20 protein-coding genes and 1 pseudogene are annotated in these 26,628 nt (G+C 62.0%); 11 read left to right on the forward strand and 10 right to left on the reverse strand.

The features are described from left to right. Positions 1-31: 31 nt before the first annotated feature. Positions 32-1,048: pseudogene (locus PVV54_RS26540) on the reverse strand (HAMP domain-containing protein); the annotation flags it as partial. A 166-nt stretch (positions 1,049-1,214) separates the two neighbouring features. Here PVV54_RS26540 and PVV54_RS04870 point away from each other — a divergent pair. Next, the gene (locus PVV54_RS04870) at positions 1,215-2,690 is read left to right on the forward strand and encodes a helicase HerA-like domain-containing protein (protein ID WP_274908855.1); all 1,476 of its coding nucleotides are present in this window, start codon (positions 1,215-1,217) and stop codon (positions 2,688-2,690) included. 65 nt (positions 2,691-2,755) lie between these two features. Here the strand turns inward: PVV54_RS04870 and PVV54_RS04875 are convergent, their stop codons facing one another. Next, a complete protein-coding gene (locus PVV54_RS04875; RefSeq protein WP_274908856.1) occupies positions 2,756-4,228 on the reverse strand; it encodes an inorganic phosphate transporter in 1,473 nt (490 codons plus the stop codon). Positions 4,229-4,541: 313 nt separating this feature from the next. Beyond that, entirely contained in the window at positions 4,542-4,742 is a 201-nt protein-coding gene (locus PVV54_RS04880) for a hypothetical protein (protein WP_274908857.1), read from the reverse strand. A gap of 410 nt (positions 4,743-5,152) precedes the next feature. Between PVV54_RS04880 and pcaR the strand changes: the two genes are divergently transcribed. The 9 genes from pcaR to pcaC all read left to right on the forward strand — a co-directional run bounded on the left by pcaR (position 5,153) and on the right by pcaC (position 14,754). After that, positions 5,153-6,028: a pca regulon transcriptional regulator PcaR gene (pcaR, locus tag PVV54_RS04885; RefSeq protein ID WP_274908858.1), complete on the forward strand. Its 876-nt coding sequence runs from the start codon at positions 5,153-5,155 to the stop codon at positions 6,026-6,028. A 303-nt stretch (positions 6,029-6,331) separates the two neighbouring features. Next, positions 6,332-7,675, forward strand: coding sequence for an MFS transporter (locus PVV54_RS04890; RefSeq protein WP_274908859.1), 1,344 nt, complete (start codon positions 6,332-6,334; stop codon positions 7,673-7,675). Between the two features lie 192 nt (positions 7,676-7,867). Then, positions 7,868-8,728 (forward strand): CoA transferase subunit A, encoded by an 861-nt coding sequence (locus tag PVV54_RS04895; RefSeq protein WP_274908860.1) that lies wholly within the window; start codon positions 7,868-7,870, stop codon positions 8,726-8,728. After that, positions 8,725-9,504: a CoA-transferase subunit beta gene (locus tag PVV54_RS04900; RefSeq protein WP_274908861.1), complete on the forward strand. Its 780-nt coding sequence runs from the start codon at positions 8,725-8,727 to the stop codon at positions 9,502-9,504. The genes PVV54_RS04895 and PVV54_RS04900 overlap by 4 nt, the downstream gene beginning before the upstream one ends. Further along, complete coding sequence (gene pcaF, locus PVV54_RS04905; RefSeq protein WP_274910389.1) at positions 9,501-10,706, forward strand: 3-oxoadipyl-CoA thiolase; 1,206 nt, start codon at positions 9,501-9,503, stop codon at positions 10,704-10,706. The genes PVV54_RS04900 and pcaF overlap by 4 nt, the downstream gene beginning before the upstream one ends. Positions 10,707-10,896: 190 nt before the next feature. After that, positions 10,897-12,186 (forward strand): MFS family transporter, encoded by a 1,290-nt coding sequence (locus PVV54_RS04910; RefSeq protein WP_274908862.1) that lies wholly within the window; start codon positions 10,897-10,899, stop codon positions 12,184-12,186. A gap of 9 nt (positions 12,187-12,195) precedes the next feature. Then, positions 12,196-13,548, forward strand: coding sequence for a 3-carboxy-cis,cis-muconate cycloisomerase (locus PVV54_RS04915; RefSeq protein ID WP_274908863.1), 1,353 nt, complete (start codon positions 12,196-12,198; stop codon positions 13,546-13,548). Positions 13,549-13,559: 11 nt separating this feature from the next. Continuing rightward, positions 13,560-14,351, forward strand: coding sequence for a 3-oxoadipate enol-lactonase (gene pcaD, locus PVV54_RS04920; RefSeq protein ID WP_274908864.1), 792 nt, complete (start codon positions 13,560-13,562; stop codon positions 14,349-14,351). 10 nt (positions 14,352-14,361) lie between these two features. Continuing rightward, entirely contained in the window at positions 14,362-14,754 is a 393-nt protein-coding gene (gene pcaC, locus PVV54_RS04925; protein WP_027594092.1) for a 4-carboxymuconolactone decarboxylase, read from the forward strand. Positions 14,755-14,883: 129 nt separating this feature from the next. Here the strand turns inward: pcaC and PVV54_RS04930 are convergent, their stop codons facing one another. The 6 genes from PVV54_RS04930 to ttgA all read right to left on the reverse strand — a co-directional run bounded on the left by PVV54_RS04930 (position 14,884) and on the right by ttgA (position 23,918). Then, entirely contained in the window at positions 14,884-15,396 is a 513-nt protein-coding gene (locus PVV54_RS04930) for an Mpo1 family 2-hydroxy fatty acid dioxygenase (RefSeq protein WP_274908865.1), read from the reverse strand. 84 nt (positions 15,397-15,480) lie between these two features. Continuing rightward, on the reverse strand, positions 15,481-16,404 hold the full coding sequence (locus tag PVV54_RS04935; RefSeq protein ID WP_274908866.1) for a LysR family transcriptional regulator: 924 nt from the start codon (positions 16,402-16,404) through the stop codon (positions 15,481-15,483). A 187-nt stretch (positions 16,405-16,591) separates the two neighbouring features. Then, positions 16,592-17,845 (reverse strand): OprD family porin, encoded by a 1,254-nt coding sequence (locus tag PVV54_RS04940; RefSeq protein ID WP_274908867.1) that lies wholly within the window; start codon positions 17,843-17,845, stop codon positions 16,592-16,594. A gap of 323 nt (positions 17,846-18,168) precedes the next feature. Then, positions 18,169-19,611, reverse strand: coding sequence for an AdeC/AdeK/OprM family multidrug efflux complex outer membrane factor (locus PVV54_RS04945; protein WP_274908868.1), 1,443 nt, complete (start codon positions 19,609-19,611; stop codon positions 18,169-18,171). After that, the gene (ttgB, locus tag PVV54_RS04950) at positions 19,608-22,760 is read right to left on the reverse strand and encodes a multidrug efflux RND transporter permease subunit TtgB (protein ID WP_274908869.1); all 3,153 of its coding nucleotides are present in this window, start codon (positions 22,758-22,760) and stop codon (positions 19,608-19,610) included. Before ttgB ends, PVV54_RS04945 begins: the two co-directional genes overlap by 4 nt. A gap of 3 nt (positions 22,761-22,763) precedes the next feature. Further along, positions 22,764-23,918 carry a toluene efflux RND transporter periplasmic adaptor subunit TtgA gene (gene ttgA, locus PVV54_RS04955; protein ID WP_274908870.1) on the reverse strand — a complete coding sequence of 385 codons (1,155 nt, stop codon included), beginning with the start codon at positions 23,916-23,918 and terminating at the stop codon, positions 22,764-22,766. Positions 23,919-24,174: 256 nt separating this feature from the next. Between ttgA and ttgR the strand changes: the two genes are divergently transcribed. Beyond that, complete coding sequence (gene ttgR / locus PVV54_RS04960; RefSeq protein WP_274908871.1) at positions 24,175-24,807, forward strand: efflux transport transcriptional regulator TtgR; 633 nt, start codon at positions 24,175-24,177, stop codon at positions 24,805-24,807. A gap of 212 nt (positions 24,808-25,019) precedes the next feature. Here ttgR and PVV54_RS04965 read toward each other — a convergent pair whose 3' ends face one another. Beyond that, on the reverse strand, positions 25,020-26,471 hold the full coding sequence (locus tag PVV54_RS04965) for an MDR family MFS transporter (protein ID WP_274908872.1): 1,452 nt from the start codon (positions 26,469-26,471) through the stop codon (positions 25,020-25,022). Between the last annotated feature and the right edge of the window lie 157 nt (positions 26,472-26,628).

The following is a 26,628-nucleotide window of genomic DNA, read 5'->3' on the forward strand; positions in this document are numbered from 1 at the left end:
ATACTTCGCGGATAGAGCCGTGGATCCGCTCGACGAACCGGTTGAAGGCTTTGCCGAGAATGCCGAACTCATCGTGGTTGTGAATGTTCAGGCGTTTGGTCAGGTCGCCTTCGCCCTGCGCGATGTCTTCCATGGCGCGCGTCATGGTGTGCAGGGGCTGCATCAGCACGCGGATCAGCAGGCCGAGCAGGCCAATGATGATCACCACCGCCACGGCTGTTGCGATCACTGCCGAAGTGCGGAAGGTGCTGAGCATGGCGAAGGCTTTGTCTTTGTCGACTGACAGGCCGATATACCAGTTGGCCGACGGCAGGCCTTTGATCGGGGTGAAGGTGAGCAGCCGCGTTTCGCCATTGACCTGCACTTCGGTCAATTCGCCGGACAGCTTCGGTGTGTGCTGCGGGAACTGGTCCGACAGCGACTTCATGACCAGGTCTTTGTCCGGGTGCACCAGGATCTTGCCTTGGTCGTTGACCAGGAAGGCATAGCCCATGCCGCCGAAGTTCAGCGAGTTGATGATCTGCACCAGGCCGTCGAGGGCAAGGTCTCCCCCCACCACGCCAACGCTGGGCGATACCTTGCCGAGGATACCGATGACCATCTTGTTGGTGGTCACGTCGATATAAGGCTCTGTCAGCATCACGCCCTGGGCATTCATGCCGTCTTTGTACCAAGGGCGGGTACGAGGGTCGTAGCCGTCAGGCATTTTCGAATCGGGGCGTACGCTGAAGCTGCCGTCCACCTTGCCCAGGTACACCGTCAGGAAACTGGAAATCAGCGCGTTCTGCCCCATCAGTGTTTCGGCGTTGGCAGGCTGCTGGGCAATGTTTTGCGCCAGGTTTTCCACCAACTTGATGCGGCCATCAAACAGGTTGCGAATGTTGGTGGAAGTGGACTCGCCCATTTCCGCCAGATAGTTCTCCAGGTTGTCGCGAATCGCATTACGCTGAAGATAGTCGTTATAGAGCGTGAACAGGCTGAAGGCGCCTATTACGATCAATGAGGCGGCCAATAGAATCTTGTGGCTGAAGCGCAGGCTTTTGTTCATGGCGTAATCGTTTCCGCTAAGGTTTTTATCGGGCGTTCGCACCTATACAGCTGCAAAACAGTGCAACAACCCGTAAGTCCCTTTTGGGTGTTCCTGTCTATCAAGGCGAGTATCTTCAGGAAGTATCGGCTGATAGGCGGTTTAGCTTGAGTAGAGGATTAAAGTGATGTCGGAATCTTCGACCATAGTTGTAGGCGCTGGCACGGATGGCCAACCGGTGGGGCAGGCCATGCGCCTGGCCAACCGCCACGGTCTGGTGGCTGGCGCGACGGGCACCGGCAAGACCGTGACCTTGCAGCACCTGGCTGAAGTGTTCAGTGATGCCGGGGTGGCGGTTTTTGCAGCGGACGTCAAAGGTGACCTGTGCGGCTTGGGTGCGGCCGGGGCGCCGCAGGGCAAGGTGGCCGAGCGCATTGCCGGCATGCCTTGGCTGGGGCACCAACCAAAGGCTTACCCAGTGTCGCTGTGGGACGTTGCCGGCCAGTCCGGGCACCCTTTGCGCACAACGCTAAGCGAAATGGGCCCGCTGTTGCTGGGCAACCTGTTGGAATTGACGGACAGCCAGCAGGCGGCGCTGTATGCCGCTTTCAAGGTGGCGGATCGTGACGGGTTGCTGCTGCTTGATCTGAAAGACCTTAAGGCGCTGCTGGCGCACCTTAAAGACAACCCGCAGTTACTCGGTGAAGACAGTGCATTGATGACCAGCGGCTCGACCCAAGCGCTGTTGCGCCGCCTGGCCACGCTGGAGCAGCAGGGTGCCGAGGCCTTGTTTGGTGAGCCCGCGCTGCAGCTGGAAGACTTGCTGCGCCCGGACAGCGATGGCCGCGGGCGCATCCACCTGCTTGATGCCAGCCGCTTGGTGCATGACGCGCCGAAGGTCTACGCCACCTTCCTGTTGTGGCTGCTGGCTGAGCTGTTTGAGCAGTTGCCGGAGCGGGGTGATGCCGACAAGCCGGTGCTGGCCTTGTTCTTTGATGAGGCGCACTTGCTGTTCAATGGCACGCCAAAAGCCCTGCAGGACCGGCTGGAGCAGGTGGTGCGGCTGATTCGCTCCAAGGGTGTGGGCGTGTATTTCGTGACCCAGTCACCGGGTGATCTGCCTGATAGCGTGTTGGCCCAGCTGGGCCTGCGCATACAGCACGGGTTGCGGGCATTCACGGCCAAAGAGCAGAAATCGCTGCGTGCGGTGGCGGATGGCTTCCGGCCCAACCCGGCGTTCGATACCTTGGCGGTGTTGACCGAACTCGGCATCGGCGAGGCGCTGGTCGGTACGCTGGAAGAAAAAGGTACACCGGCGATGGTCCAGCGCGTGCTGATCGCGCCGCCACAATCGCGCATCGGGCCATTGAGTGCGGCCGAGCGGGCTGCCTTGATTGCGCGCTCGCCACTGGCGGGGCGTTATGACAAGCCGATTGATCGGGAATCCGCGTATGAAATGCTGACCCAGCGCAAGGGCGAGCCAGTCGAGCCGGTGCCGGTTCCGAAGGCAGATGAAGAGAGCTTGGCGGACAAGGCTGGGGAATTCTTGCAGAGCGCGGCGGGGCAGGCGATCAAATCGGCGGTGCGCCAGGCGGCCAATCAGTTGGGGCGGCAGTTGGTGCGCGGGTTGATGGGTTCGTTACTGGGCGGGAAGAAGCGGTAGTTGCCTTGTAGGAGCGAGTCGTCCTGTCGGGATTAAAAAAGGCGCCGTGTAGGCGCCTTTCTTGTTTAGCCAATGAACTTGGACGCCAGCCAGAACAGGCCAGCCGCCAGGCCCATCGACGCAGGCAGGGTCAGCACCCAGGCCAGCAGGATGGTCTTCACCGTGCCGCCTTGCAGGCCGCTCTTGTTGGCGACCATGGTGCCGGCGACGCCGGACGACAGTACATGGGTGGTCGACACCGGCAGGGCGAAGATGTTGGCCATGCCGATGGCGCACGCCGCGGTGATCTGCGCCGACATGCCCTGGGCATAGGTCATGCCCTGCTTGCCGATCTTCTCGCCAACTGTCAGCACTACGCGCTTCCAGCCCACCATGGTGCCCAGGCCCAAGGCCAGTGCAACGGCAACGATCACCCAGAACGGGGCGTACTCGGTGGTGGCGGTGAGGTCTTTGCGCAGCTTCTCTAGGTCAGCTTTTTCGCGGGCTTCAAGGCCAGGCAGCTTGCCGACTTTCTTGGCGGTATCGTCCAGGCACAGCAGGTAGCGGCGTACTTCCACGCGCTTGTCGGCACTCAGGTCGCGGTAGTCGGTCACGCCCTGCAGCGAGGTTTGCAGTGCGGCGATGGTCGGCTCGGTCTGGTGCGGGTTGCAGCTGAACTGTTCCGGCAGGTCGCTTGGCTGTGCCTTGCCCAGGGCCAGGAACTCGCCCAGGGTGGCGGCGTTGCGCTGGTAGAACTGGCTCAAGTGCGTGGTGGCGTCGCGGGTACGTTCGATCTGATAGGTGGTGCTGTTCAGGTCGAGTACGAACTTGGCCGGGACGATGCCGATCAGTACCAGCATGATCAGGCCGATGCCTTTCTGGCCATCGTTGGAGCCATGCACGAAGCTGACGCCCATGGCCGACATGACCAGTACCAGGCGGTTCCAGAAGGGCGGGTGCTTCTTGTCGTCAAGCTTGCGGCGCTGTTCAGGCGTTTTGTGCATCTTCGACAGCGGGCGCCACCATTTCAGGCCCAGCAGCACCAGGGCGGCAACTGCGAAGCCGGCCATTGGCGAGACCACCAGCGACATGGCGATGTCGATCGCCTTTTGCCAGTTGACGCCGTCACCCAGCGGGATGTCGTTGATCAGGGCATTGGCCAGGCCTACACCGAGGATCGAGCCGATCAGGGTGTGCGAGCTGGAGGCCGGAATGCCGAAGTACCAGGTGCCCAGGTTCCAGGTGATGGCTGCAGCCAGCAACGAGAAGACCATGGCCAGGCCGTGGCCGGTGTTCACGTTGATGAGCAGTTCAACCGGCAACAGGTGGACGATGGCATAGGCCACGCCGACACCGCCGAGCAGTACGCCGAGGAAGTTGAACACCCCGGAGAAGAACACGGCCAAGTGCGGTGGCATGGCTTTGGTATAGATGACGGTGGCTACCGCGTTGGCGGTGTCATGAAAGCCATTGATGAACTCGAAGGCGAGCACGAAGGTCAGGGCGAGCAGCAGGCTCACCAGTACCCAGGCATCCAGTCCGCTGAATAAATCGATCATGAAGGTTGTCTGGCGGTCTTAGGGGGGGCGGATTATGCCAGAAAACCTTGGCAATCGATGCACCTGCTGCTGACCGATGGCAGCTTTGTGAGCAGCCTCTCAGGGCATCAGGGGAGTGGAAATGGGTAAAAAAGTTCCCTTAAAAATCACCAAAAAGCAGTAATTTCGTCAAAATGCTGAAATAAAGGCGATGCCTTTGTCATTCAAACGCTTGTATGAAATTTGTGTAATTCCATTTCATAGTCAGCCTGACGGTAACGATAAGCCGCGTCGGGGCGCCCGGCCCGCGACGCAAAGGCAGTGAATCGACGGCTCAGGGTTCTTCGCCGCGCAATTCCTTTTCCATCTTTTCCAGTTCCTGGCTGAAGGCTTGATCCTGAACGGTGGCACGTTTGCGCCAGGGTTTGCGTTCCGGCTCGGGTTGGGCGGCATAAGTGGTGACTTCGCCACCGTAAACATCCTTGTAACGTTCAGCCTGGCGCTCGAGTTCCGCGCGCAGTTCGTCTTTCGTCACAGTAGTACCTGAATGGGTTGTAATGGATCGGTGCAAGTTGCGTGCTGGAATTCGGAACAGTGTAGAGCCGGGCATCCTTTGCCGGATTATCGTTCCGGGCCAGCAAAACCGATTATAGCAATCGATAAATTGGGCAACCTTGTTATTTACCCAACCCTGACATCACTTGTCAAAGTTGCTGCAGGTGCAAAGTTCGACGTTGTTTCAGGAGGAAGGGGAGGGGAAATAAAACGGCCCCGCACTGGGCGAGGCCGCTGCCTGGGGACTTCTACGGTGGGTACCTGACCAGTCTCTCCAAAGAAGCCACATGTGGCAGGAGAAAGGTATAAGTAAATTTGTCGGCGGTCAATTGCGATTATCGGCCGTTCGTTCGATAATCGCACGAGCCAGCGATTTTTTTGAGGTGAGCGATGAGCGATCAAAACCCGGCCCCTGAAACCGCCAACCCCGACGCAGCTCGGCCGAGTGCACCTGCGTTGGCGCCGCCGATCGTGGCGTCGCCAGCCAAGCGCATTCAGGCTTTCACCGGTGACCCGGATTTCATGACGTCTCTGGCGCGTGGGCTGGCGGTGATCCAGGCATTTCAGGAGCGCAAGCGGCACCTGACCATCGCCCAGATCAGCCACCGGACCGAAATCCCCCGGGCTGCCGTTCGCCGCTGTCTGCATACGCTGATCAAGCTGGGTTACGCCACCACCGATGGGCGCACGTACTCGCTGCTGCCCAAAGTGTTGACCCTGGGCCACGCCTATCTGTCGTCCACGCCTCTGGCCGTTTCGGCTCAGCCTTATCTGGACCGCATCAGTGACCAGTTGCACGAAGCGGCCAACATGGCCACCCTCGAAGGGGACGACATTCTTTATATCGCCCGTTCTGCCACTGTCGAACGGCTGATTTCGGTCGACTTGTCGGTGGGCGGGCGGCTCCCGGCTTATTGCACATCGATGGGCCGCATTCTGCTGGCTGCCATGGACGACACCAGCTTGCGCGAGTACCTGGACCGTGCCGACCTCAAGGCACGCACCAGCCGTACCCTGCATGACGCCGATTCGTTGTTCGCCTGCATTCAGCAAGTGCGTGCGCAAGGCTGGTGCGTGGTGGACCAGGAGTTGGAGCAGGGCCTGCGCTCGATTGCCGTGCCGATCTACGATGCGTCAGGGCAGGTACTGGCGGCGTTGAACGTCAGTACGCACGTTGGCCGGGTGACCCGCAGTGAGTTGGAGCAGCGTTTCCTGCCCATTCTGTTGGCGGCCAGCCGAGACCTCTGCCACCAGTTGTTTGGCTGAGACTTTGCACTGTTATCGGGCAGGGTGCCGAATCCTGTTCGATAAACGCACAGTGTCGTTTCGGGCGAATTGCGCCACCCTGCGCTGCTGATTAATGTCTCTCGTAACGGTCGGCTTTGCCGACCGAACAAGAACAACATATAAGAGGCACGCATCATGACCACTGCTCCCTCCCTGCTGCGGCCGCACCCGCACGCAGTACCGTTGTATCCAGGCTGACCCCCGGCCGCACTCCAACTCCCCGAGCCTTTACCTGCCGTTGCGTGCAGTGGCTTGACCGTGCCTATCACCTGGATAACAACAATGAACAAACCGCAAACTGTCGGGAACAACCTCGACGTCCAGTCGTTCATCAATGAACAACCGCTTTCGCGTTATCAATGGCGCGTGGTGATTCTCTGCTTCCTGATTGTGTTCCTCGACGGCCTCGACACCGCCGCCATGGGCTTCATTGCGCCGGCCTTGTCCCAGGAATGGGGCATTGATCGCGCAAGCCTTGGGCCGGTAATGAGTGCCGCGTTGATCGGTATGGTGTTTGGCGCCTTGGGTTCCGGGCCGTTGGCCGACCGTTTTGGTCGTAAAGGTGTACTGGTAGGGGCGGTACTGATATTCGGCGGTTTCAGCTTGGCGTCGGCTTATGCCACCAACGTCGATCAACTGCTGATTCTGCGCTTTCTGACGGGCCTGGGGCTGGGCGCCGGTATGCCCAACGCCACCACATTGCTGTCCGAATACACCCCCGAGCGCCTCAAGTCGCTGCTGGTGACCAGCATGTTCTGCGGCTTCAACCTGGGTATGGCCGGTGGCGGCTTTCTGTCTGCCAAGATGATCCCGGCCTATGGCTGGCACAGCCTGCTGGTGGTTGGTGGTGTGCTGCCACTGATGCTGGTGGTGGTGCTGATGATCTGGCTGCCGGAGTCCGCGCGCTTCCTGGTGGTGCGCAACCGGGGCACAGACAAGGTACGCAAGACCCTGGCCCCGATCGCCCCGGCCGTGGTGGCCCAGGCTGCCAGCTTCAGTGTGCCGGAGCAAAAGGCCGTGGCGGCCCGCAACGTGTTTGCGGTGATCTTCTCGGGCACCTACGGGCTGGGCACGGTGTTGCTGTGGCTGACCTACTTCATGGGCCTGGTCATCGTCTACCTGCTGACCAGCTGGCTGCCGACGCTGATGCGTGACAGCGGTGCGAGCATGGAGCAGGCCGCGTTCATCGGTGCGTTGTTCCAGTTTGGTGGTGTGCTCAGCGCGGTGGCGGTGGGGTGGGCCATGGACCGCTTCAACCCGCACAAGGTCATCGGCATTTTCTACTTGCTGGCCGGCGTCTTTGCCTACGCGGTCGGGCAAAGCCTGGGCAACATCACGCTGCTGGCGACACTGGTGCTGATTGCCGGTATGTGCGTGAACGGTGCGCAGTCGGCCATGCCGTCGCTGGCGGCGCGTTTCTACCCGACCCAAGGCCGTGCCACGGGCGTATCGTGGATGCTGGGCATCGGCCGCTTCGGCGCGATTCTGGGTGCCTGGAGTGGCGCGACGTTGCTGGGCTTGGGCTGGAACTTCGAGCAGGTGCTGACGGCCTTGCTGGTGCCTGCGGCACTGGCGACGGTGGGCGTAATTGTGAAGGGGTTGGTCAGCCACGCGGATGCGACCTGAGTAACCGGGGCCGCTTGGCGGCCCATTCAAGGCTAAAGCCTGCTGCCACAGGGGCTGCAGCCCCGATTTACACATGGATAGCTCAACAACAAATGGTTCGATAATCGCACGAATAGTCGATTATCGGATTGTAAGGCCACCCGGGGCTCCTTAATCTGAGCTCACCGAAGCACCCTGACCAGGAGTCTCCAAATGGCTGCAATTCTCCCGCTTCACGAAGCCGTGAAGCAGTTCATCCAGGACGGCGATACCGTCGCCCTCGAAGGCTTCACCCACCTGATCCCGACCGCCGCCGGCCACGAGATCATCCGTCAGGGCAAGCGCGACCTGACCCTCGTGCGCATGACCCCGGACCTGATCTACGACCAGTTGATCGGTGCCGGCTGCGCCAGCAAGCTGATCTTCTCGTGGGGCGGTAACCCTGGTGTCGGTTCGCTGCACCGCCTGCGCGATGCAGTGGAAAAGAAGTGGCCACACGCCATTGAAATCGAAGAGCACAGCCATGCCGACCTGGCCAACGCCTACGTCGCCGGTGCCTCCGGCCTGCCGTTCGCGGTGCTGCGTGCTTATGCCGGCTCCGACCTGCCAAAGGTCAACCCGCTGATCAAGAGCGTCACCTGCCCGTTCACCGGTGAAGTGCTGGCTGCAGTGCCATCGGTACGCCCGGACGTTACCGTGATTCATGCGCAAAAGGCAGACCGCAAAGGCAACGTGCTGCTGTGGGGCATCCTCGGCGTGCAAAAGGAAGCGGCCCTGGCGGCCAAACGCTGCATCGTCACCGTCGAGGAAATCGTCGATGACCTGCAGGCACCGATGAACGCCTGCGTCCTGCCGACCTGGGCCTTGAGCGCAGTCTGCCTGGTGCCGGGTGGTGCTCACCCGTCGTACGCCCACGGCTACTACGAGCGCGACAACCGCTTCTACCAGGACTGGGACCCGATTGCGCGCAACCGCGAGTCGTTCACCGCCTGGATCGACACCTACATCCGTGGCACTGCCGACTTCAATGAATTCAAGGCCAAGCTGGCCAGCACCTCGGAGGCTGCACAATGAGCTACTCCACCTCTGAAATGATGACCGTTGCCGCTGCTCGTCGCCTGCGCAACGGCGCAGTCTGCTTCGTGGGTATCGGCCTGCCGTCCAAGGCTGCCAACCTGGCGCGCCTGACCTCGTCGCCCGATGTGGTGCTGATTTACGAGTCTGGCCCGATTGGCGCCAAGCCAAGCGTGCTGCCGCTGTCGATCGGTGACGGCGAGCTGGCCGAAACCGCCGACACCGTGGTGCCGACCGGCGAGATCTTCCGCTACTGGCTGCAGGGTGGCCGCATTGACGTGGGCTTCCTGGGCGCTGCGCAGGTTGACCGCTTTGGCAACATCAACACCACCGTGGTGGGTGATTACTTCGCACCGAAAACCCGCCTGCCGGGTGCCGGTGGTGCGCCGGAAATCGCCGGTTCCGCCAAGCAGGTGCTGATCATCCTCAAGCAGTCGACCCGTGCCTTCGTCGACAAGCTGGATTTCATTACCTCGGTTGGCCATGGCGAGGGCGGCGATTCGCGCAAACGCCTGGGCCTGCCGGGCGAAGGGCCGGTGGGTATCATCACCGACCTGTGCATCATGGAGCCGGAAGCCGGCACCAACGAGTTTGTGGTGACTTCGATCCACCCGGGTGTGACCCGCGAGCAGATCGTTGCCGCTACCGGCTGGGCCATCCGCTTTGCCGACGACGTGCAGACCACCAGCGAACCGACCGACGTCGAACTGGGTGCCCTGCGTGACCTCGAAGCCCGCACTGCCGTGGCCCATGGCCAGGTCGCTGGAGAAGCCTGATGCGCGACGTATTTATCTGTGACGCCATCCGCACCCCGATTGGCCGCTTCGGCGGCGCCCTGGCCGGCGTGCGTGCCGACGACTTGGCGGCGGTGCCGTTGAAGGCGCTGATCGAGCGCAACCCGACCGTGCAGTGGGACCAGGTAGACGAAGTATTCTTCGGCTGCGCCAACCAGGCCGGTGAAGACAACCGTAACGTGGCGCGCATGGCGCTGCTGCTGGCGGGCCTGCCCGAGAGCATCCCCGGCGTAACCCTCAACCGCCTGTGCGCTTCGGGCATGGATGCCATCGGCACCGCCTTCCGCGCCATTGCCAGCGGTGAAATGGAGCTGGCCATCGCCGGTGGCGTCGAGTCGATGTCGCGTGCGCCGTTCGTGATGGGCAAGGCCGAGAGCGGCTACTCGCGCAACATGAAGCTTGAAGACACCACCATCGGCTGGCGTTTCATCAACCCGCTGATGAAAAGCCAGTATGGCGTGGACTCCATGCCGGAGACCGCCGACAACGTGGCCGACGATTACAAGGTTTCCCGCGCTGACCAGGACGCGTTCGCCGTGCGCAGCCAGCAAAAGGCCGCCGCGGCCCAGGCTGCCGGCTTCTTCGCTGAAGAGATCGTGCCGGTGCGTATCGCTCACAAGAAGGGCGAAACCGTGGTCGAACGTGACGAGCACCTGCGCCCGGACACCACCCTGGAAGCATTGACCAAGCTCAAGCCGGTCAATGGCCCGGACAAGACCGTCACCGCAGGCAACGCCTCCGGCGTCAATGATGGTGCTGCTGCGCTGATTCTGGCCTCGGCCGAGGCCGTGAAAAAGCACGGCCTGACCCCGCGTGCCCGTGTACTGGGCATGGCCAGCGCCGGCGTGGCGCCGCGCGTAATGGGTATTGGCCCGGTGCCGGCGGTGCGCAAGCTGACCGAGCGTTTGGGTGTGGCGGTGAGCGATTTTGATGTGATCGAGCTTAACGAAGCCTTTGCCAGCCAAGGTTTGGCCGTGCTGCGTGAGCTGGGTGTGGCCGATGATGCGCCGCAGGTGAACCCGAACGGTGGCGCGATTGCCTTGGGCCACCCGTTGGGCATGAGCGGCGCGCGTCTGGTGCTGACGGCATTGCATCAGTTGGAAAAGAGCGGCGGGCGTAAGGGCCTGGCGACGATGTGTGTCGGGGTTGGCCAGGGGTTGGCGTTGGCCATCGAGCGGGTTTGACCTGTACCGGCCTCTCGCGGATAAATCCGCTCCTACACATCAGGACCACGCATCCTGGAGTGTAGGAGCGGACTTGTCCGCGAATGGCCGGCACATCAGACCTAAGGCCAATAGCCACCCCGCAAGCGGAACGAGTGTGTTACCAGGTATGTCTAGAATTACCTGTTGACCCTCCTGGAGTAAGCTCACCATGACCTCAGCCTATTACACCGGCGAAGAACGCAGTAAGCGCATTTTCGCCATCGTCGGTGCCTCATCCGGCAACCTGGTGGAATGGTTCGACTTCTACGTCTACGCCTTCTGCGCCATCTACTTTGCCCCGGCTTTCTTCCCCTCCGACGACCCTACCGTGCAGTTGCTCAACACGGCTGGCGTGTTCGCCGCGGGCTTTTTGATGCGCCCGATCGGTGGCTGGATCTTCGGCCGCCTGGCCGACCGCCACGGTCGCAAGAATTCCCTGATGATCTCGGTGCTGATGATGTGCTTCGGCTCCCTGATGATCGCCTGCCTGCCCACCTACAGCAGCATCGGTACCTGGGCACCGGCCCTGCTGTTGCTTGCACGCCTGATTCAGGGCCTGTCGGTGGGTGGCGAGTATGGCACTACCGCCACTTATATGAGTGAGGTGGCCTTGCGCGGCCAGCGCGGTTTCTTTGCGTCGTTCCAGTACGTCACCCTGATTGGTGGCCAGTTGCTTGCCGTGCTGGTGGTGGTGATCCTGCAACAACTGCTCACTGAAGATGAGCTGCGTGCCTGGGGCTGGCGCATTCCGTTCGTGGTAGGTGCGATTGCCGCGCTTATCTCGCTGATGCTGCGCCGTTCGCTGCATGAAACCAGCAGCGCCGAAACCCGCAATGACAAGGAAGCGGGCACCATCAAGGGCCTGTTCCGCCACCACGCTGCGGCGTTCATCACCGTGCTGGGTTACACCGCCGGCGGCTCGCTGATTTTCTACACGTTCACCACCTACATGCAGAAGTACCTGGTCAATACCGCCGGCATGACGGCCAAGAACGCCAGCTATGTGATGACGGGTGCATTGTTCCTGTTCATGGTGATGCAGCCGTTCTTCGGCATGTTGTCCGATCGCATCGGGCGGCGTAATTCGATGCTGCTGTTCGGTGCTTTGGGTACCCTGTTCACCGTGCCCCTGCTGATGGCGCTGAAAACCGTGAGCAGCCCGTTCATGGCGTTTGTGCTGGTGTCCGTGGCCTTGTGCATCGTCAGTTTCTACACCTCCATCAGCGGCCTGGTGAAAGCCGAGATGTTCCCGCCTCAGGTACGTGCGCTGGGTGTTGGCCTGGCCTATGCCGTGGCGAACGCGGCGTTTGGCGGTTCTGCCGAATACGTGGCACTGGGCTTGAAAACCATGGGCATGGAGAACACCTTCTACTGGTACGTGACAGCGATGATGGCAATCGCCTTCCTGTTCAGCCTGCGTTTGCCGAAGCAGGCCGCGTATCTGCATCACGACAATTAAGGACGTGGCATGACCAACCAGCTGTTCGACGCCTATTTCACCGCCCCGGCCATGCGCGAGATCTTCTCTGACCGTGGCCGCCTGCAAGGCATGCTCGACTTCGAAGCCGCCCTGGCCCGGGCCGAGGCTGGCGCCGGGCTGGTGCCGCACAGTGCGGTGGCCGCCATTGAAGCCGCGTGCAAGGCCGAGCGCTACGACGTGCGGGCGTTGGCCGATGCCATCGCAACTGCCGGCAATTCGGCGATCCCGATGGTCAAGGCGCTGGGCAAGGTAATCGCCAGTGGCGTGCCCGAGGCCGAGCGGTATGTGCACCTTGGGGCTACCAGCCAGGATGCGATGGACACCGGGTTGGTCTTGCAGTTGCGCGATGCCCTGGACCTGGTCGAGGCGGATTTGGCGAAGCTGGCCGACACGTTGTCGCGACAGGCGCTGATGCATGCTGATACCCCGCTGGTTGGCCGCACCTGGCTGCAGCACGCTACGCCCGTGACTTTGGGCATGAAGCTTGCCAGTGTGCTTGGCGCGCTGACGCGCCATCGCCAGCGTCTGAAGGAACTGCGCCCGCGTTTGCTGGTGCTGCAGTTTGGTGGCGCATCGGGCAGCCTGGCAGCGCTGGGCAGCAAGGCATTGCCGGTGGCCGAAGCGCTTGCCGAACAATTGAAGCTGACCCTGCCCGAGCAGCCTTGGCACACCCAGCGGGACCGCCTGGTGGAGTTCGCCTCGGTACTGGGGCTGGTTGCCGGCAGCCTGGGCAAGTTCGGCCGTGACATCAGCCTGCTGATGCAAACCGAAGCGGGGGAGGTGTTCGAGCCTTCCGCGCCGGGCAAGGGCGGCTCTTCGACCATGCCGCACAAGCGCAACCCGGTGGGCGCAGCCGTGCTGATCGGCGCCGCGACCCGTGTGCCGGGCCTGCTGTCGACGCTGTTTGCCGCCATGCCTCAGGAGCATGAGCGCAGCCTCGGCCTGTGGCATGCCGAATGGGAAACCCTGCCAGACATCTGCTGCCTGGTTTCCGGCGCCTTGCGCCAGGCCCAGGTGATTGCCGAAGGCATGGAGGTGGACGCTGAGCGCATGCGCCGCAACCTCGACCTGACCCAGGGCCTGGTGCTGGCCGAGGCGGTAAGCATCGTGCTTGCCCAGCGCCTGGGCCGAGACCGCGCCCACCACTTGCTGGAGCAATGCTGCCAGCGCGCCGTAGCCGAGCAGCGCCACCTGCGGGCAGTGCTGGGTGACGAGCCGCAAGTCAGCGCCGAACTGTCAGCCGAAGAGTTGGACCGCCTGCTCGACCCGGCCCATTACCTCGGCCAGGCCCGCGTCTGGGTGGCGCGTGCCGTGGCTGAACATCAACATTTCACTGCCTGAAGGAGACCGCTGTGGCGCACTTGCAACTGGCCGATGGCGTATTGAACTACCAACTCGACGGCCCGGCCGATGCCCCGGTGCTGGTGTTGTCCAACTCGCTGGGTACCGACCTGGGCATGTGGGACAGCCAGATTCCGCTGTGGAGCGAGCACTTCCGAGTGCTGCGCTACGACACCCGTGGCCATGGCGCCTCGCTGGTCAGCCCGGGCCCTTACAGCATCGAACAACTGGGCCAGGACGTACTGGCACTGCTCGATGCCCTGGACATCCAGCACGCTCACTTTGTTGGCCTGTCCATGGGCGGGCTGATCGGCCAGTGGCTGGGTATCAACGCTGGCGCACGCCTGCACAGCCTGACCCTGTGCAACACAGCGGCGAAAATCGCCAATGACGAGGTGTGGAATACCCGCATCGACACCGTGCTAAAAGGCGGCCAGCAAGCCATGGTCGACCTGCGCGATGCCTCCATCGCCCGCTGGTTCACCCCGGCGTTTGCCGAGGCTCAGCCGCAAGAGGCCCAACGCATCTGCCAGATGCTGGCGCAAACCAGCCCTGAAGGTTATGCGGCCAATTGTGCTGCCGTGCGCGATGCCGATTACCGTGAGCAGTTGGGCCGTATCCAGGTGCCGACCCTGATCGTGGCCGGTACTGAAGACGTGGTGACCACCCCGGAACATGGCCGCTTCATGCAGGCCGGTATCATCGGTGCCACCTATGCCGAATTCCCGGCAGCGCACCTGTCCAACGTCGAAATCGGCGAGGCATTCAGCCGCCGGGTGCTCGACTTTTTGCTGGCTCGCTGAGGAAAACGCCATGGATGAGAAACAACGCTACGACGCCGGCATGCAGGTACGCCGCGCGGTGCTGGGCGATGCCCATGTGGACCGCAGCCTGGAGAAGCTCAACGACTTCAATGGCGAGTTTCAGGAAATGATCACCCGGCATGCCTGGGGTGATATCTGGACCCGCCCTGGCCTGCCACGGCACACCCGCAGCCTGATTACCATTGCCATGCTGATCGGCATGAACCGCAATGACGAGCTGAAACTGCACCTGCGTGCGGCGGCCAACAATGGCGTGACCCGCGACGAGATCAAGGAAGTGCTGATGCAGAGTGCGATTTACTGCGGCATTCCCGCGGCCAATGCCACGTTCCACCTGGCGGAGTCGGTGTGGGATGAGTTGGGTGTAGAGTCGCGGGCCTAAGCATTCCGCACGCTCGTGTAGGAGCGGCCTTGTGTCGCGAAAGGGCCGCAAAGCGGCCCCAGCAATATTGGCTGCGAAAGCTGAAATCGTGGGGCCGCTTCGCGACCCTTTCGCGACACAAGGCCGCTCCTACAGGGCGCGTATGGCAACTGGCCCCGCATTAGCCTCCACCGCACGCTTCAGTTCCGGGCACAGCCCCAGCATGAATGCAGCTTCCGCCACGACAAACAGCGGCCCGATGATCAACCCGCTCACATCATCGACGAACGCTGGCTTGCGCCCTTCGTAGTAATGCCCCACAAACTGGATGATCCAGCCCACCACGAATGCACCCAACCCGGCACTCAGCCACAATGCGGTGCTCTGCATGGCCAATACCTGGCCAACCCACAGGCAAAGCCCTAGCAGCAACCCCATGACCAGGCCGAAGCGCAGGTCCAGGCGTAGGTAGAACCACACCGATGCCGCTGCCGCGATCAGCGCCGGCGAGAGCCAAGCGCCGCCCAGCTCCCAACCGGGGCGCGACAACAGGATGGTCACGGCCACCACGATTAGCGGGATGCCCACAAAGTGGGTGGCGATGTTGCGTGGGTCGCGGTGGTAATTGGCGTACTGGCTCAGGTGGTCGACGAGGTTTTTCATTGTTGTTCCTCCCTGTGTGGCCGGCGTAGGCAAGGTCTTCATTGATAATGATCAGAATAGCCTGTTGCCACCACCACCATCATTTCAGCGAATGGCAGCTGTTCGCTTTGGCGCATCCAGTTCGGTCAGGGTCTGGATCATCGCCCGAGCCGCAGGCGACAGGCGATAACCGCTGCGGCTGATTACCCCACAACGCACGCTGAGCACATCCAGTGCCGGCGGCAGGTTGCGCCAATGCAGGCGCACCAGGGCGCCAGCGGCCAGCTCTTGGGCGACTGCTTCTTCGCTGGCGGTGCCGATGGCATTGGTGCTTTGCACCACATTGAGCAATACGGGCAGGTGCTCAGTCTGAAGGTGTGGCGTGAAGTCACTGCGACCGCTCAGGTTGGCCAGGCGTTTGCGCACGCCGGGGGCGAGCAGGGCGCTGGCCAGCGGGTAGGCGAACAGGTCGTTGGTCGAGAGGCTGTCCTTGGCCAGCAGCGGGTGGCCGGGGCGGCAGAAGAACAGGCCGGGGCGCGGGGTGAGGGGGGTGGTGTGAAAATTAGGGTCGGCTTCGAACGGGCGTATGTCGTCGACAAAAAATTCGATTTGTTCGCGGCGCAGGGCCTGGCCGAGGCGTTCGGCATTGTCTACCAGCAGGGCGGTGCGGATGCCGGGGTGGGTATCCATGAAATGCCGCAAAGCATCCGGGACCAATTGCACGGCCAGGGCCGGGCCGCTGCCGAAATGCAGTTCACCGGCGTCAAGCTTGGTCATTTGCAGCACGTCGTTGCTTAGCTGCGCGGCCCCTTGCACTAGCCGACGGGCGTGCTGCAGAACCACGAGTCCTTCGGGGGTGGGCGGCAGGGCTTTGCTGGCGCGGTCGACGAGGGGGCAGCCGAAGTTCTGTTCGAGGCTTTGGATGGCGCGGCTGAAGGCGGGTTGGGTGATGCCCATGGCTTCGGCGGCGCGGACGAAACTGCGGTATTCGGTGAGGGCGATGAAGTAGCGCAGTTGGCGAAGGTCCATGTCGAGGCTCTGCGGCGGGGGACAGGGGTCGATTTAAGCGGGTCGGTTATATTCCGTCAATGCATGATTTTTGATTTGCTTATTTCTTTTAAGAATATAATGAGCCGCTGGCCACTCGCGGATAAATCCGCTCCTACAGGTGCGTCGTTTGTAGGAGCGGATTTATCCGCGATGAGGCCGGGCCTGCTCAAAGCAGATTCAGCGGGTAACTCACAATCAACCGGTTCTCATCAAACGAATTGGTGCTGAAATCCCGGCGCATGGTCGAGTTGCGCCATTTCATGGACAAGTCTTTGAACGTTCCCGATTGCACCACGTATGCCAGCTCGGTTTCCCGCGCCCACTCCTTGCCATCGTCGATGCTGCCCGAGGTGACATTGTCGCCCTTGATGTAGCGGTTCATCAGGGTCAGCCCCGGGATGCCGACACTGACGAAGTTGAAGTCATGGCGCACCTGCCATGAACGTTCCTTGGCATTATCGAAGCTGGAGTTATAGCTGTCGTTGGCCAGGGTACCGCCGCTGGTGCCGTTGACCCGCAGCCAGGCATCGTCGCCACTGACCTTCTGCAGGCCAACGTAGAACGTGTTGCCCTTGTAGCGCGCCGACAGCATCGCCGAGGCGGTGCGGTTGTCGAGTTCGCCAGCACGTTCGGCACCGTCTTCCTTGCCGATGAAATAGCCGAGGTTGGCGCCGAGGGTCCACTCGCCAAGGGGTTGGCTGTGCACGAGGTTGATGTATTGCTGGCGGTAGATGTCCTTGAGCTGGGCATCCCACAGGCCAATCATCGTGCGCTTGTCGTTGAAGGTGTATTCACCGCCGCCGAAGTTGAAGCGGTCGGAGGTAAAGGCCGCACGGCCGTTGAGTGACATGTCTTCCATGCTGGCGTCGTTGCGCGGGCTGTTGCCACGGAACTGGCCGGCGTAAAGGGTAAGGCCGTCGACTTCCTTTGAGGTGAGCTGACCGCCGCGGAAGGTTTGTGGCAGCGAGCGGCCGTCGTCGGAGCGCAGGATCGGCAGCACGGGCATCCATTCGCCGACTTTCAGCTCGGTTTGCGACAGCTTGGCCTTCAAGGCGACACCCAGGCGGCCGAAGTCGTCGGCGGGGCGGCCGTCGTCGTGCACCGGCAGCAGGTGAGTATTGGTGGTGCCTTTGCCGCCGTCGAGCTTGACCGAGTACAGGCCCAGCACGTCCACGCCGAAACCTACCGTGCCTTGGGTAAAGCCGGAGCGTGCATCGAGGATGAAGCTTTGGGTCCATTCTTCGCCCTTGGCCTGGGAGTGGGCCGGGTCGACGAAATTGCGGTTGATGTAGAAGTTGCGCAGGTTGAGGGTAGCCTTGGCGTCCTCCATGAACCCGCCGTCGGCGGCGAATACGGGCAAGGCGCAGGACATGGCCAACAGGCCGGGCAGCAGCTGGCGTGCGGGTTGCGAAGTGCTCATCTGTCGTGGATCTCTTGTTTTTATGGGCGAGCCGGTCTGCTGCAGGATGCGGCCTGCAGGCGCGGGTCTTTTTTGTGATGAACTGTGCAACGTTGCGAGGAGGATGGTGCGGTGTTGGCAAGGGGTGAGGCAATTCGCCGCAAACGGAAGGGGGCGATAATCGAACGGAATGTTCCAAGCAGTTAACCGGAGTTAACTGTGTGTAGGAGCGGCCTTGTGTCGCGAACGGGCTGCGTAGCAGCCCCGGCAATTTCAGCCGCGAAGCTGCAATCTTGGGGCTGCTACGCAGCCCTTTCGCGACACAAGGCCGCTCCTACAGGCGATCAGCGTTTGGCGGTTTGCTGATTGGCCTGCCCGGTTTGCTCGTACCAGCCACCGCCGAGTGCCTTGTACAGGTTGACCTCGCTGGTCAGCTGCGAAAGGCGGTCGGTGATCAGCGACTGCTGGGCGCTGAACAGGTTGCGTTGGGCATCAAGGAAGGTCAGGTTGCTGTCGATGCCGATGCGGTAGCGGCGTTCGGCCAGGCGGTAGTAGTCCTGGTTCGCCTGCACCAGGTCGCGTTGCGCCTGCAGCTGCTCTTCGAAGGTTTTGCGCGCCGTCAGGCCATCGGAGACTTCCTGGAAGGCGGTCTGGATGGTTTTTTCGTACTTGGCGACGTTGATGTCCTTCTGGATCTTCGAGTAGTCCAGGCTGGCCTTCAGGCTGCCTGCATTGAAGATCGGCAGGTTGATCTGCGGCTGGAACAGCCAGGTGCCCTGGCCGCCTGCGAACAGGTGGCCCATGTCGGGGCTCAGGCTACCGGCATTGGCGGTCAGGCTGATGCTCGGGAAGAACGCTGCGCGGGCCGCGCCGATGTTGGCGTTGGCGGCCTTGAGCAGGTGTTCGGCTTCCTGGATGTCCGGGCGGCGCTGGAGCACGTCCGATGGCAGGCCGGCTGGCACTTCCGCCAACTGGTCGGCATCGAGCTTCAGCGCTTGTGGCAGGTTGGCCGGGATGCCGGTGCCGAGCAGTACAGCCAGGCTATTGGCGTCCTGGGCGACCAGGCGCTGGTACTGCGAGTACTTGACCCGCGCGCCTTCCACGGCGGTGCGCGCCTGGCTGACGTCGAGTGCCGAAGCCACCCCCACCTCATTGCTGCGGCGGGTGAGGTTGTAGCTTTCCTCGTAGGTTTTCAGTGTGTCTTCGGTCAGCTTGAACAGCGCCTGGTCGGCCTGCCACGTGTAGTAGGCGTTGGCCACGCTGGCCACCAGGGCGATCTGCGTGGAGCGGCGCGCCTGCTCGCTGGACAGGTAGGTTTCCAGGGCCTGTTCGGTCAGGCTGCGTACCCGGCCGAACAGGTCCAGCTCGTAAGCGCTGACGCCCAGGGTGGCAGAATACTGGCTGGTGATGCCGGCTTCGCCGCTGGTCGACATGTTTGCTGGCACCCGCTGGCGGCTGCCGCTGCCAGTGGCCGAAACCGCCGGGAACAGGTCTGCCCGCTGGATACGGTACTGGGCGCGGTAGGCGTCGATGTTCAACGCCGCCACGCGCAGGTCGCGGTTGTTTTCCAGCGAAGTCTGGATCAATTGCTGCAGCGCCGGGTCATGGAAGAACTGGCGCCAGCCCTGTTCTGCGGCTGCCACGTCGGCCGCCTGGGCCGGCGAGTACGCAGGGCCTTGCGGCCACTGCGCTGCCACCGGCGATTCCGGGGTCTGGTAATCAGGGATCAGCGAGCAGCCGCCAAGAATGAAAGCGGTTACCGCCAGGGACAACAAAGACTTGGTCATTGCCCAGCCTCATAACGTGGAGTTTCAGGGGTGGCGTCTTTTTCCGGCTCTTTGCTGCCGAACAGCGACGACACTGCGACGAAGAATAGCGGTACCCAGAAGATGGCCAACACGGTGGCGCTGATCATGCCGCCGATCACGCCGGTGCCGATGGCATGCTGGCTGCCGGCGCCCGCGCCGCTGGCGATAGTCAACGGTACCACGCCGAGGATGAACGCCAGCGAGGTCATGATGATCGGGCGCAGACGCATGCGGCACGCCTCGATGGCGGCGTCATACAGGCTGCGGCCCTGCTCGTGCAGTTCCTTGGCGAATTCCACGATCAGGATGGCGTTTTTCGCCGCCAGGCCGATGGTGGTCAACAGGCCGACCAGGAAGTACACGTCGTTGGACAACCCGCGCAAGCTGGTGGCGAGCAGCGCACCGATAATCCCCAGTGGCACTACCAGCACGACGGCGATCGGGATCGACCAGCTTTCGTACAGGGCTGCCAGGCACAGGAACACGAACAGTACCGAGAGGGCGAACAGCGCCGGCATTTGCGAGCCGGAGAGTTTTTCCTCGTAGGACATGCCGGTCCAGGAGTAGCCGATACCTGCCGGCAGTTCGCCCGCGATGCGCTCGACTTCGGCCATGGCTTCACCGGTACTGTAGCCAGGGGCTGGCGCACCGAGGATTTCCATCGCTTCAACGCCGTTGTAGCGGGACAACTTCGGCGAACCGTAGCTCCACTCACCTTTGGCGAAGGAGGAGAATGGCACCATTTCGCCAGCGCCGTTACGTACGTACCACTTCTGCAGGTCTTCCGGGCTCATCCGCGAGTTGGGTTCACCCTGGATGTACACCTTCTTGACCCGGCCACGGTCGATGAAGTCGTTGACGTAGCTGGCACCCAGCGCAATCGACAGGGTGTTGTTGATGTCCGAAATGGTCACGCCAAGGGCGCTGGCACGTTCGTCATCGATGGTCAGCTGGTACTGCGGCTCATCGTTCAGGCCGTTCGGGCGCACGGCGGTCAGAATCTTGCTTTGCGCTGCCTTGGCCAGGAACTGGTTGCGCGCTTCCATCAGCTTGGCGTGGCCGACACCGCCGCGGTCCTGCAGGAACACGTCGAAGCCGGTGGCGTTACCCAGCTCCAGTACCGCAGGCGGGGCGAAGGCGAACACCATCGCATCGCGGAAGGTGAAGAAGTGCTGCTGGGCACGCTGGGCCAGGGCGAACACGCTGTTTTCCTTGGAGCGCTCGCCCCATGGTTTGAGCATGATGAACGCCATACCCGAGCTCTGGCCACGGCCGGCAAAGTTGAAGCCGTTCACGGTGAATACCGAAGCTACCGTGTCGGACTCTTCGCTGAGCAGGTACTCACGCATCTGGTCGACCACCACCTGGGTGCGCTCGGCACTGGAGCCAGCCGGGGTCTGTACCTGGGCGAACAGTACGCCTTGGTCTTCCTCGGGCAGGAACGCGGTCGGGATGCGGGCGAACAGCCAGATCATGCCGACAACGATCAGGGCGTAGGCCAGCAGGAACGGCACCTTGTTGCGCAGAATGGTGCCGACGCTGCGTTCGTAGCCTACGACGCTGCGGTCGAAGTTACGGTTGAACCAGCCGAAGAAGCCACGCTTGGCCACATGGTGCTCGCCCTTCTTCAGCGGCTTGAGCATGGTGGCGCACAGCGCCGGGGTGAAGATCAGGGCAACCAGTACCGACAGGCCCATCGCCGACACAATGGTGATGGAGAACTGCCGGTAGATCACACCCGTGGAGCCACCGAAGAACGCCATTGGCAGCAGTACCGCCGACAGCACCAGGGCAATACCCACCAGCGCACCCTGGATCTGTTCCATGGAGCGCTTGGTGGCCTCTTTGGGGGGTAACCCTTCTTCGGACATCACCCGCTCGACGTTCTCCACCACGACGATGGCGTCGTCCACCAGCAAGCCGATGGCCAGTACCATGGCGAACATGGTCAGGGTGTTGATGCTGAAGCCCGCAGCGGCCAGGATGCCGAAGGTACCCAGCAACACCACCGGTACGGTCATGGTGGTGATGATGGTGGCGCGGAAGTTCTGCAGGAACAGGTACATCACCAGGAACACCAGCACCACGGCTTCGATCAGGGTGTGGATTACCCCGCTGATCGATTCGGTGACCACTGGGGTGGTGTCATACGGGAATACCGCCTTGACCCCTGGCGGGAAGAACGGCTCCAGGTCGCTGATGGTCTGGCGCAGCGCCTTGGCGGTGTCCAGTGCGTTGGCGCCGGTCGCCAGCTTGACCGCAAGGCCCGAGGCCGGCTTGCCGTTGAACTGGGCGCTGACCGCGTAGTTTTCACCGCCCAGGCCCACTTGGGCCACATCACCCAAGCGTACTTGCGAGCCGTCGCTGTTGACCTTGAGCAGAATCTTTTCGAACTGCTCGGCGGTTTGCAGGCGGGTCTTGCCGATGATGGTGGCGTTCAGCTGGGTGCCTGGCATGGCGGGCAGGCCGCCGAGCTGGCCGGACGACACCTGCACGTTCTGTGCGGCGACGGCGGTCTTGACGTCAACCGGGGTCAGCTGGAACTTGTTCAGCTTGGCCGGATCGAGCCAGATACGCATGGCGTACTGGGCACCGAACACCTGGAAGTCACCCACACCGGCGGTGCGCGAGATAGGGTCCTGCATGTTCGAGACGATGTAGTTGGCCAAGTCGTCCTTGGTCATGCTGCCGTCTTCAGACACCAGGCCAATCACCAGCAGGAAGTTCTTCACTGCCTTGGTGACGCGGATACCTTGCTGCTGCACTTCTTGCGGCAGCAGTGGGGTGGCCAGGTTGAGCTTGTTCTGCACCTGCACCTGCGCGGTATCAGGGTTGGTGCCCTGCTCGAAGGTGGCGGTGATGGTCATGCTGCCGTCGGAGTTGGACTCCGAAGACACATAACGCAGGTTGTCGATACCGTTGAGCTGCTGCTCGATCACCTGCACCACGGTGTCCTGCACGGTTTGCGCCGAGGCGCCCGGGTAGGTCACGGCGATGGCGATGGCCGGTGGGGCAATGCTCGGGTACTGGTTGATCGGTAGCTTCAGGATCGACAAGGCGCCGACCAGCATGATCACCAAGGCGATCACCCAAGCGAAGATCGGGCGATCGATAAAGAACTTCGACATGGTTTACTCCGCTTTGGCGTCTGCTTTGGCCGCGTTGGCCTGGTCAGGGTTGCCCGGCTTTTTCACGTTGGTGGCGTCGCTGACTTTCACTTCCACACCCGGACGCACGTACTGCAGGCCCTCGGTGATAAGGCGGTCACCCGCGTTCAGGCCTTCCTCGATCAGCCAGTCGCTGCCCAGGGTGCGGCTGGCCTTGAGCTGGCGCAGTTCGACCTTGTTTTCCTGGTTGACCACCAGTGCGGTCGGCGCGCCTTTGAGGTCGCGGGTCACGCCCTGTTGCGGGGCCAGGATCGCGTTGCTGTTGACCCCGGCCTTCAGGCGCGCATGCACGAACATGCCTGGCAGCAGGGTGTGATCGGGGTTGGGGAAGATGGCGCGCAGGGTGACGGAACCGGTGGTCTCATCGACTGCCACTTCGGAGAACTCCAGGCGGCCTTCACCTTTGAACAGGCTGCCATCTTCCAGCACCAGTTGCACCGAGGCGGCGTTGGCGCCGGCTTTCTGCAGTTGGCCGCTTTCCAGGTCACGGCGCAGCTTGAGCAACTCGGCGGTGGACTGGGTAACGTCGACGTAGATCGGGTCGAGCTGCTGGATGGTGGCCATGGCGTTGGTCTGGCCGTTGCTCACCAGCGCACCTTCGGTGAACGAAGAACGGCCAATGCGGCCGCTGATCGGTGCCAGGACCTTGGTGTAGCGCAGGTCGATCTGAGCGCTCTTGAGCGATGCCTCTGCCTGCAATCGTTTGGCATTGGCGTCGTCGTATTCCTGCTTCGACACGGCCTGCTCGTCGATCAGTTGCTTGTAGCGTTCGGCCAGCGAGCGAGTAGCCTGCAGGTTGGCCTGGGCGTTTGCCAGGGTGGCTTCGTAAACGGCCGGGTCGATCTGGTAGAGCTGCTGGCCTTCCTTGACCTCGCTGCCTTCCTTGAACAGGCGCTTGAGGATGATGCCATTGACCTGCGGGCGCACTTCGGCCACGCGATAGGCACTGGTACGCCCTGGCAGTTCCGAGGTCAGGGTGAAGGCTTGCGGTTGCAGGGTCACGACGCCGACCAGAGGAGCCTGCGCTGCGGGCGCGGCTTCTTCTTTCTTGCAGCCACTTAGCAGGGTTGCCAGGGCGACGGCGGAAACCAGAGCGGTAACGGCTGGCTTGAATTGCATGAGGATCCTCGGGTCGCTAGAGCTGGGAGTTGCTCAAGAGTAGTGGAAGAGTCTTGTCAGAAAAATATCTATCCGTGTGGATAAATAGCTTACTAACGAATATACTTACATTCACGGTTGTTTGTAAATACCGCTGGGTGGTACCTGGTTACTACCACAGCCCTTGATTTGCCCATCCGGCAGTCACCCTGCAGAGGTGAACCCGGCGATTTCCCCGCAGCGGCGTGCATGCGGGCCCAGATGAGGTTGTACTGCCATGGTCCGTCGAACCAAAGAAGAAGCCCAGGAAACCCGCGCCCAGATTATCGAGGCAGCGGAACGGGCCTTCTACAAGCGCGGAGTTGCGCGAACCACCCTGGCCGACATCGCCGAACTGGCGGGCGTGACCCGTGGGGCGATCTACTGGCACTTCAACAACAAGGCGGAACTGGTGCAGGCACTGCTGGACAGCCTGCACGAAACCCATGACCACCTGGCACGCGCCAGCGAGAGCGAGGACGAACTGGACCCGCTGGGCTGCATGCGCAAGCTGCTTCTGCAGGTGTTCAACGAGCTGGTGCTGGACGCCCGTACCCGGCGTATCAATGAAATCCTGCATCACAAGTGCGAGTTCACCGATGACATGTGTGAAATCCGCCAGCAGCGCCAGGGCGCAGTGGTGGACTGCCATGAGAGCATTGTCCTGGCGTTGGCCAATGCCGTGCGCCGCGGCCAGTTGCCTGCGGAGCTTGATGTAGAGCGTGCGGCCGTGGCCTTGTTTGCCTATGTGGATGGCCTGATCGGGCGCTGGTTGCTGCTGCCGGACAGTTTCGAACTGTTACGCGATGCCGAAAAATGGGTCGACACCGGGCTGGATATGCTGCGCTTGAGCCCTGCATTGCGCAAATGACACTTTGTTAAGGATTGTGAGGGAGTGTTTTCCCTTTGTATTAACAGTGCATTAAGCCCCGCTGGCCTGAGCTGCTGTTTGTAGGAGCGGCCTTGCCGGGGCGCCGGACCGGTCGGAAAGGGCTGCGAAGCGGCCCCAGGATTGCGGCTTCGCAACAGTAATTGCCGGGGCTGCTTCGCAGCCCTTTCGCGACACGAGGCCGCTCCCACAGGTTAACGGCCACGCAACTGCCTGTCCGGCAGCACCAGTGCGGCCACAAGCCCCATCAGGGCAATCACGGCGCTACCCAGCAGCAGGTGGCGGAACGTTTCGAGCAAACGAGCCTGCGTCAGTGGGTCCGGTTCACCTGCCTGCAAACTGCCCAGCAACGGGTTACCCATCAGTTCAAACCCGCCTTGATGCAAGAGCGCCAGCAACAGGCTGGACATGCACGCCACCCCCATCGCACCGCCAAGTGAGCGGAACAGGTTGGTGGTGCTGGTGGCAACGCCGATGTCTTTGATGTCTACAGCGCTTTGTGTGCCGACCAGTGACGTCGGGAACTGCAAACCACAGGCAATACCGGTTAGTAGCATGAACAGGCCACTGAGCAGCGTGGATTGTGGTGGTGTGCAGGCCATGCCGAAGATGGCCAGTGGCATCAGGATTGCCCCGGCCAGAATCTGTGGTTTGAAGCGGCCGGTGAAGCTGGTCATGCGCCCGCCGGTGAATGCGCCTATGGGTAGGCCGATGGCCAGTGGCAGAAGGTGCAACGCGGCGCTGTCGGCGCCCGCGCCGGTAATGCCCTGGTAACGCAAAGGCATCAGCATGGTGAGTGAAATCGACTGAAAGCTGGCGAAGAAGATGGTCACCCAGCACAGCACCGCCACGCGGTTGCCGAACAGCCCCATGGGCAGCAATGGCTCTTGGCAGCGCCGTTCATGTGCGATGAACAAGGCCACGCCGAGGCCGGCACAGGCAAACAGGGTGAGCACAGCCGGTGCGCTCCATGCCTGGCCTTGCCCGACCAGCGTGATGCCGAGCAGCAGGCTACCCAAGCCGAGAATCAACAGCACGGCACCCAGGTAATCCACATTTGCTTGGCGACGTTGTACCGGCATGCCCGCCAACGCGCGACGAATAGCCCACAGTGCGATCAGCCCCAGAGGTACGTTGATCCAGAACACCCAGCGCCAGGACAGGTATTCGGTCAACCATCCGCCCAGTACCGGGCCGGCCACGCTGGCCACCGCGTACATGCTGCTGAAGTATCCCTGGTAGCGGCCCCGTTCGCGCGGTGGCACGAAGTCACCGATGATCGCCTGGCTTACCGAAACCATGCCACCTGCGCCAATGCCCTGCAGCACTCTGGCAATAACCAGTTGTTGCATGTCCTGGGCCAGGGCGCAGGCGATCGAGGCCAGCGTGAACACGCTGATGCCGGTGAGGATCATGCGCCGACGCCCGTACAGGTCACCCAGCTTGCCGTAGATCGGCACGGCGATGGTCATTGCCACCATGTACCCGGAGATGATCCAGGCCAGTAAACCCACATCGTTGAATCGAGCGGAGATGGCCGGCAGTGAAACGGCGACGATGGTCTGGTCGAGCGCGCCAAGGAAGATTGCCAGCATCAGGGCGATCAAAACGTTGCGCAGGGCTATGGGGGGCAGGGCGGCGGTCACGGATGCACCTTGGCTGGGTATGGCAGTTGCATGTGCTAATCATCGGCGCACACACGATCAATGCCACAAATTGTAACCCGAGTTAGGTAGCTTCCTATGTACTATCTGCATCCCCTATGCAAGATCGGCATTGGCACATTCATCCAGCGGTACATGG

This window comes from Pseudomonas sp. PSKL.D1 (assembly GCF_028898945.1).
GTDB lineage: Bacteria > Pseudomonadota > Gammaproteobacteria > Pseudomonadales > Pseudomonadaceae > Aquipseudomonas.

What these genes read in the sequence shown, in the direction of transcription:
- PVV54_RS04870 (WP_274908855.1), top strand. Translation starts at nt 1,215, where the DNA reads ATGTCGGAATCTTCGACCATAGTTGTAGGCGCTGGCACGGATGGCCAA.
- PVV54_RS04940 (WP_274908867.1), bottom strand. Translation starts at nt 17,845, where the DNA reads ATGAGCACTTCGCAACCCGCACGCCAGCTGCTGCCCGGCCTGTTGGCC.
- PVV54_RS04915 (WP_274908863.1), top strand. Translation starts at nt 12,196, where the DNA reads ATGACCAACCAGCTGTTCGACGCCTATTTCACCGCCCCGGCCATGCGC.
- pcaR (WP_274908858.1), top strand. Translation starts at nt 5,153, where the DNA reads ATGAGCGATCAAAACCCGGCCCCTGAAACCGCCAACCCCGACGCAGCT.
- PVV54_RS04895 (WP_274908860.1), top strand. Translation starts at nt 7,868, where the DNA reads ATGGCTGCAATTCTCCCGCTTCACGAAGCCGTGAAGCAGTTCATCCAG.
- PVV54_RS04890 (WP_274908859.1), top strand. Translation starts at nt 6,332, where the DNA reads ATGAACAAACCGCAAACTGTCGGGAACAACCTCGACGTCCAGTCGTTC.
- ttgR (WP_274908871.1), top strand. Translation starts at nt 24,175, where the DNA reads ATGGTCCGTCGAACCAAAGAAGAAGCCCAGGAAACCCGCGCCCAGATT.
- PVV54_RS04935 (WP_274908866.1), bottom strand. Translation starts at nt 16,404, where the DNA reads ATGGACCTTCGCCAACTGCGCTACTTCATCGCCCTCACCGAATACCGC.
- pcaC (WP_027594092.1), top strand. Translation starts at nt 14,362, where the DNA reads ATGGATGAGAAACAACGCTACGACGCCGGCATGCAGGTACGCCGCGCG.
- PVV54_RS04945 (WP_274908868.1), bottom strand. Translation starts at nt 19,611, where the DNA reads ATGACCAAGTCTTTGTTGTCCCTGGCGGTAACCGCTTTCATTCTTGGC.
- ttgA (WP_274908870.1), bottom strand. Translation starts at nt 23,918, where the DNA reads ATGCAATTCAAGCCAGCCGTTACCGCTCTGGTTTCCGCCGTCGCCCTG.
- ttgB (WP_274908869.1), bottom strand. Translation starts at nt 22,760, where the DNA reads ATGTCGAAGTTCTTTATCGATCGCCCGATCTTCGCTTGGGTGATCGCC.
- PVV54_RS04930 (WP_274908865.1), bottom strand. Translation starts at nt 15,396, where the DNA reads ATGAAAAACCTCGTCGACCACCTGAGCCAGTACGCCAATTACCACCGC.
- PVV54_RS04910 (WP_274908862.1), top strand. Translation starts at nt 10,897, where the DNA reads ATGACCTCAGCCTATTACACCGGCGAAGAACGCAGTAAGCGCATTTTC.
- PVV54_RS04875 (WP_274908856.1), bottom strand. Translation starts at nt 4,228, where the DNA reads ATGATCGATTTATTCAGCGGACTGGATGCCTGGGTACTGGTGAGCCTG.
- PVV54_RS04900 (WP_274908861.1), top strand. Translation starts at nt 8,725, where the DNA reads ATGAGCTACTCCACCTCTGAAATGATGACCGTTGCCGCTGCTCGTCGC.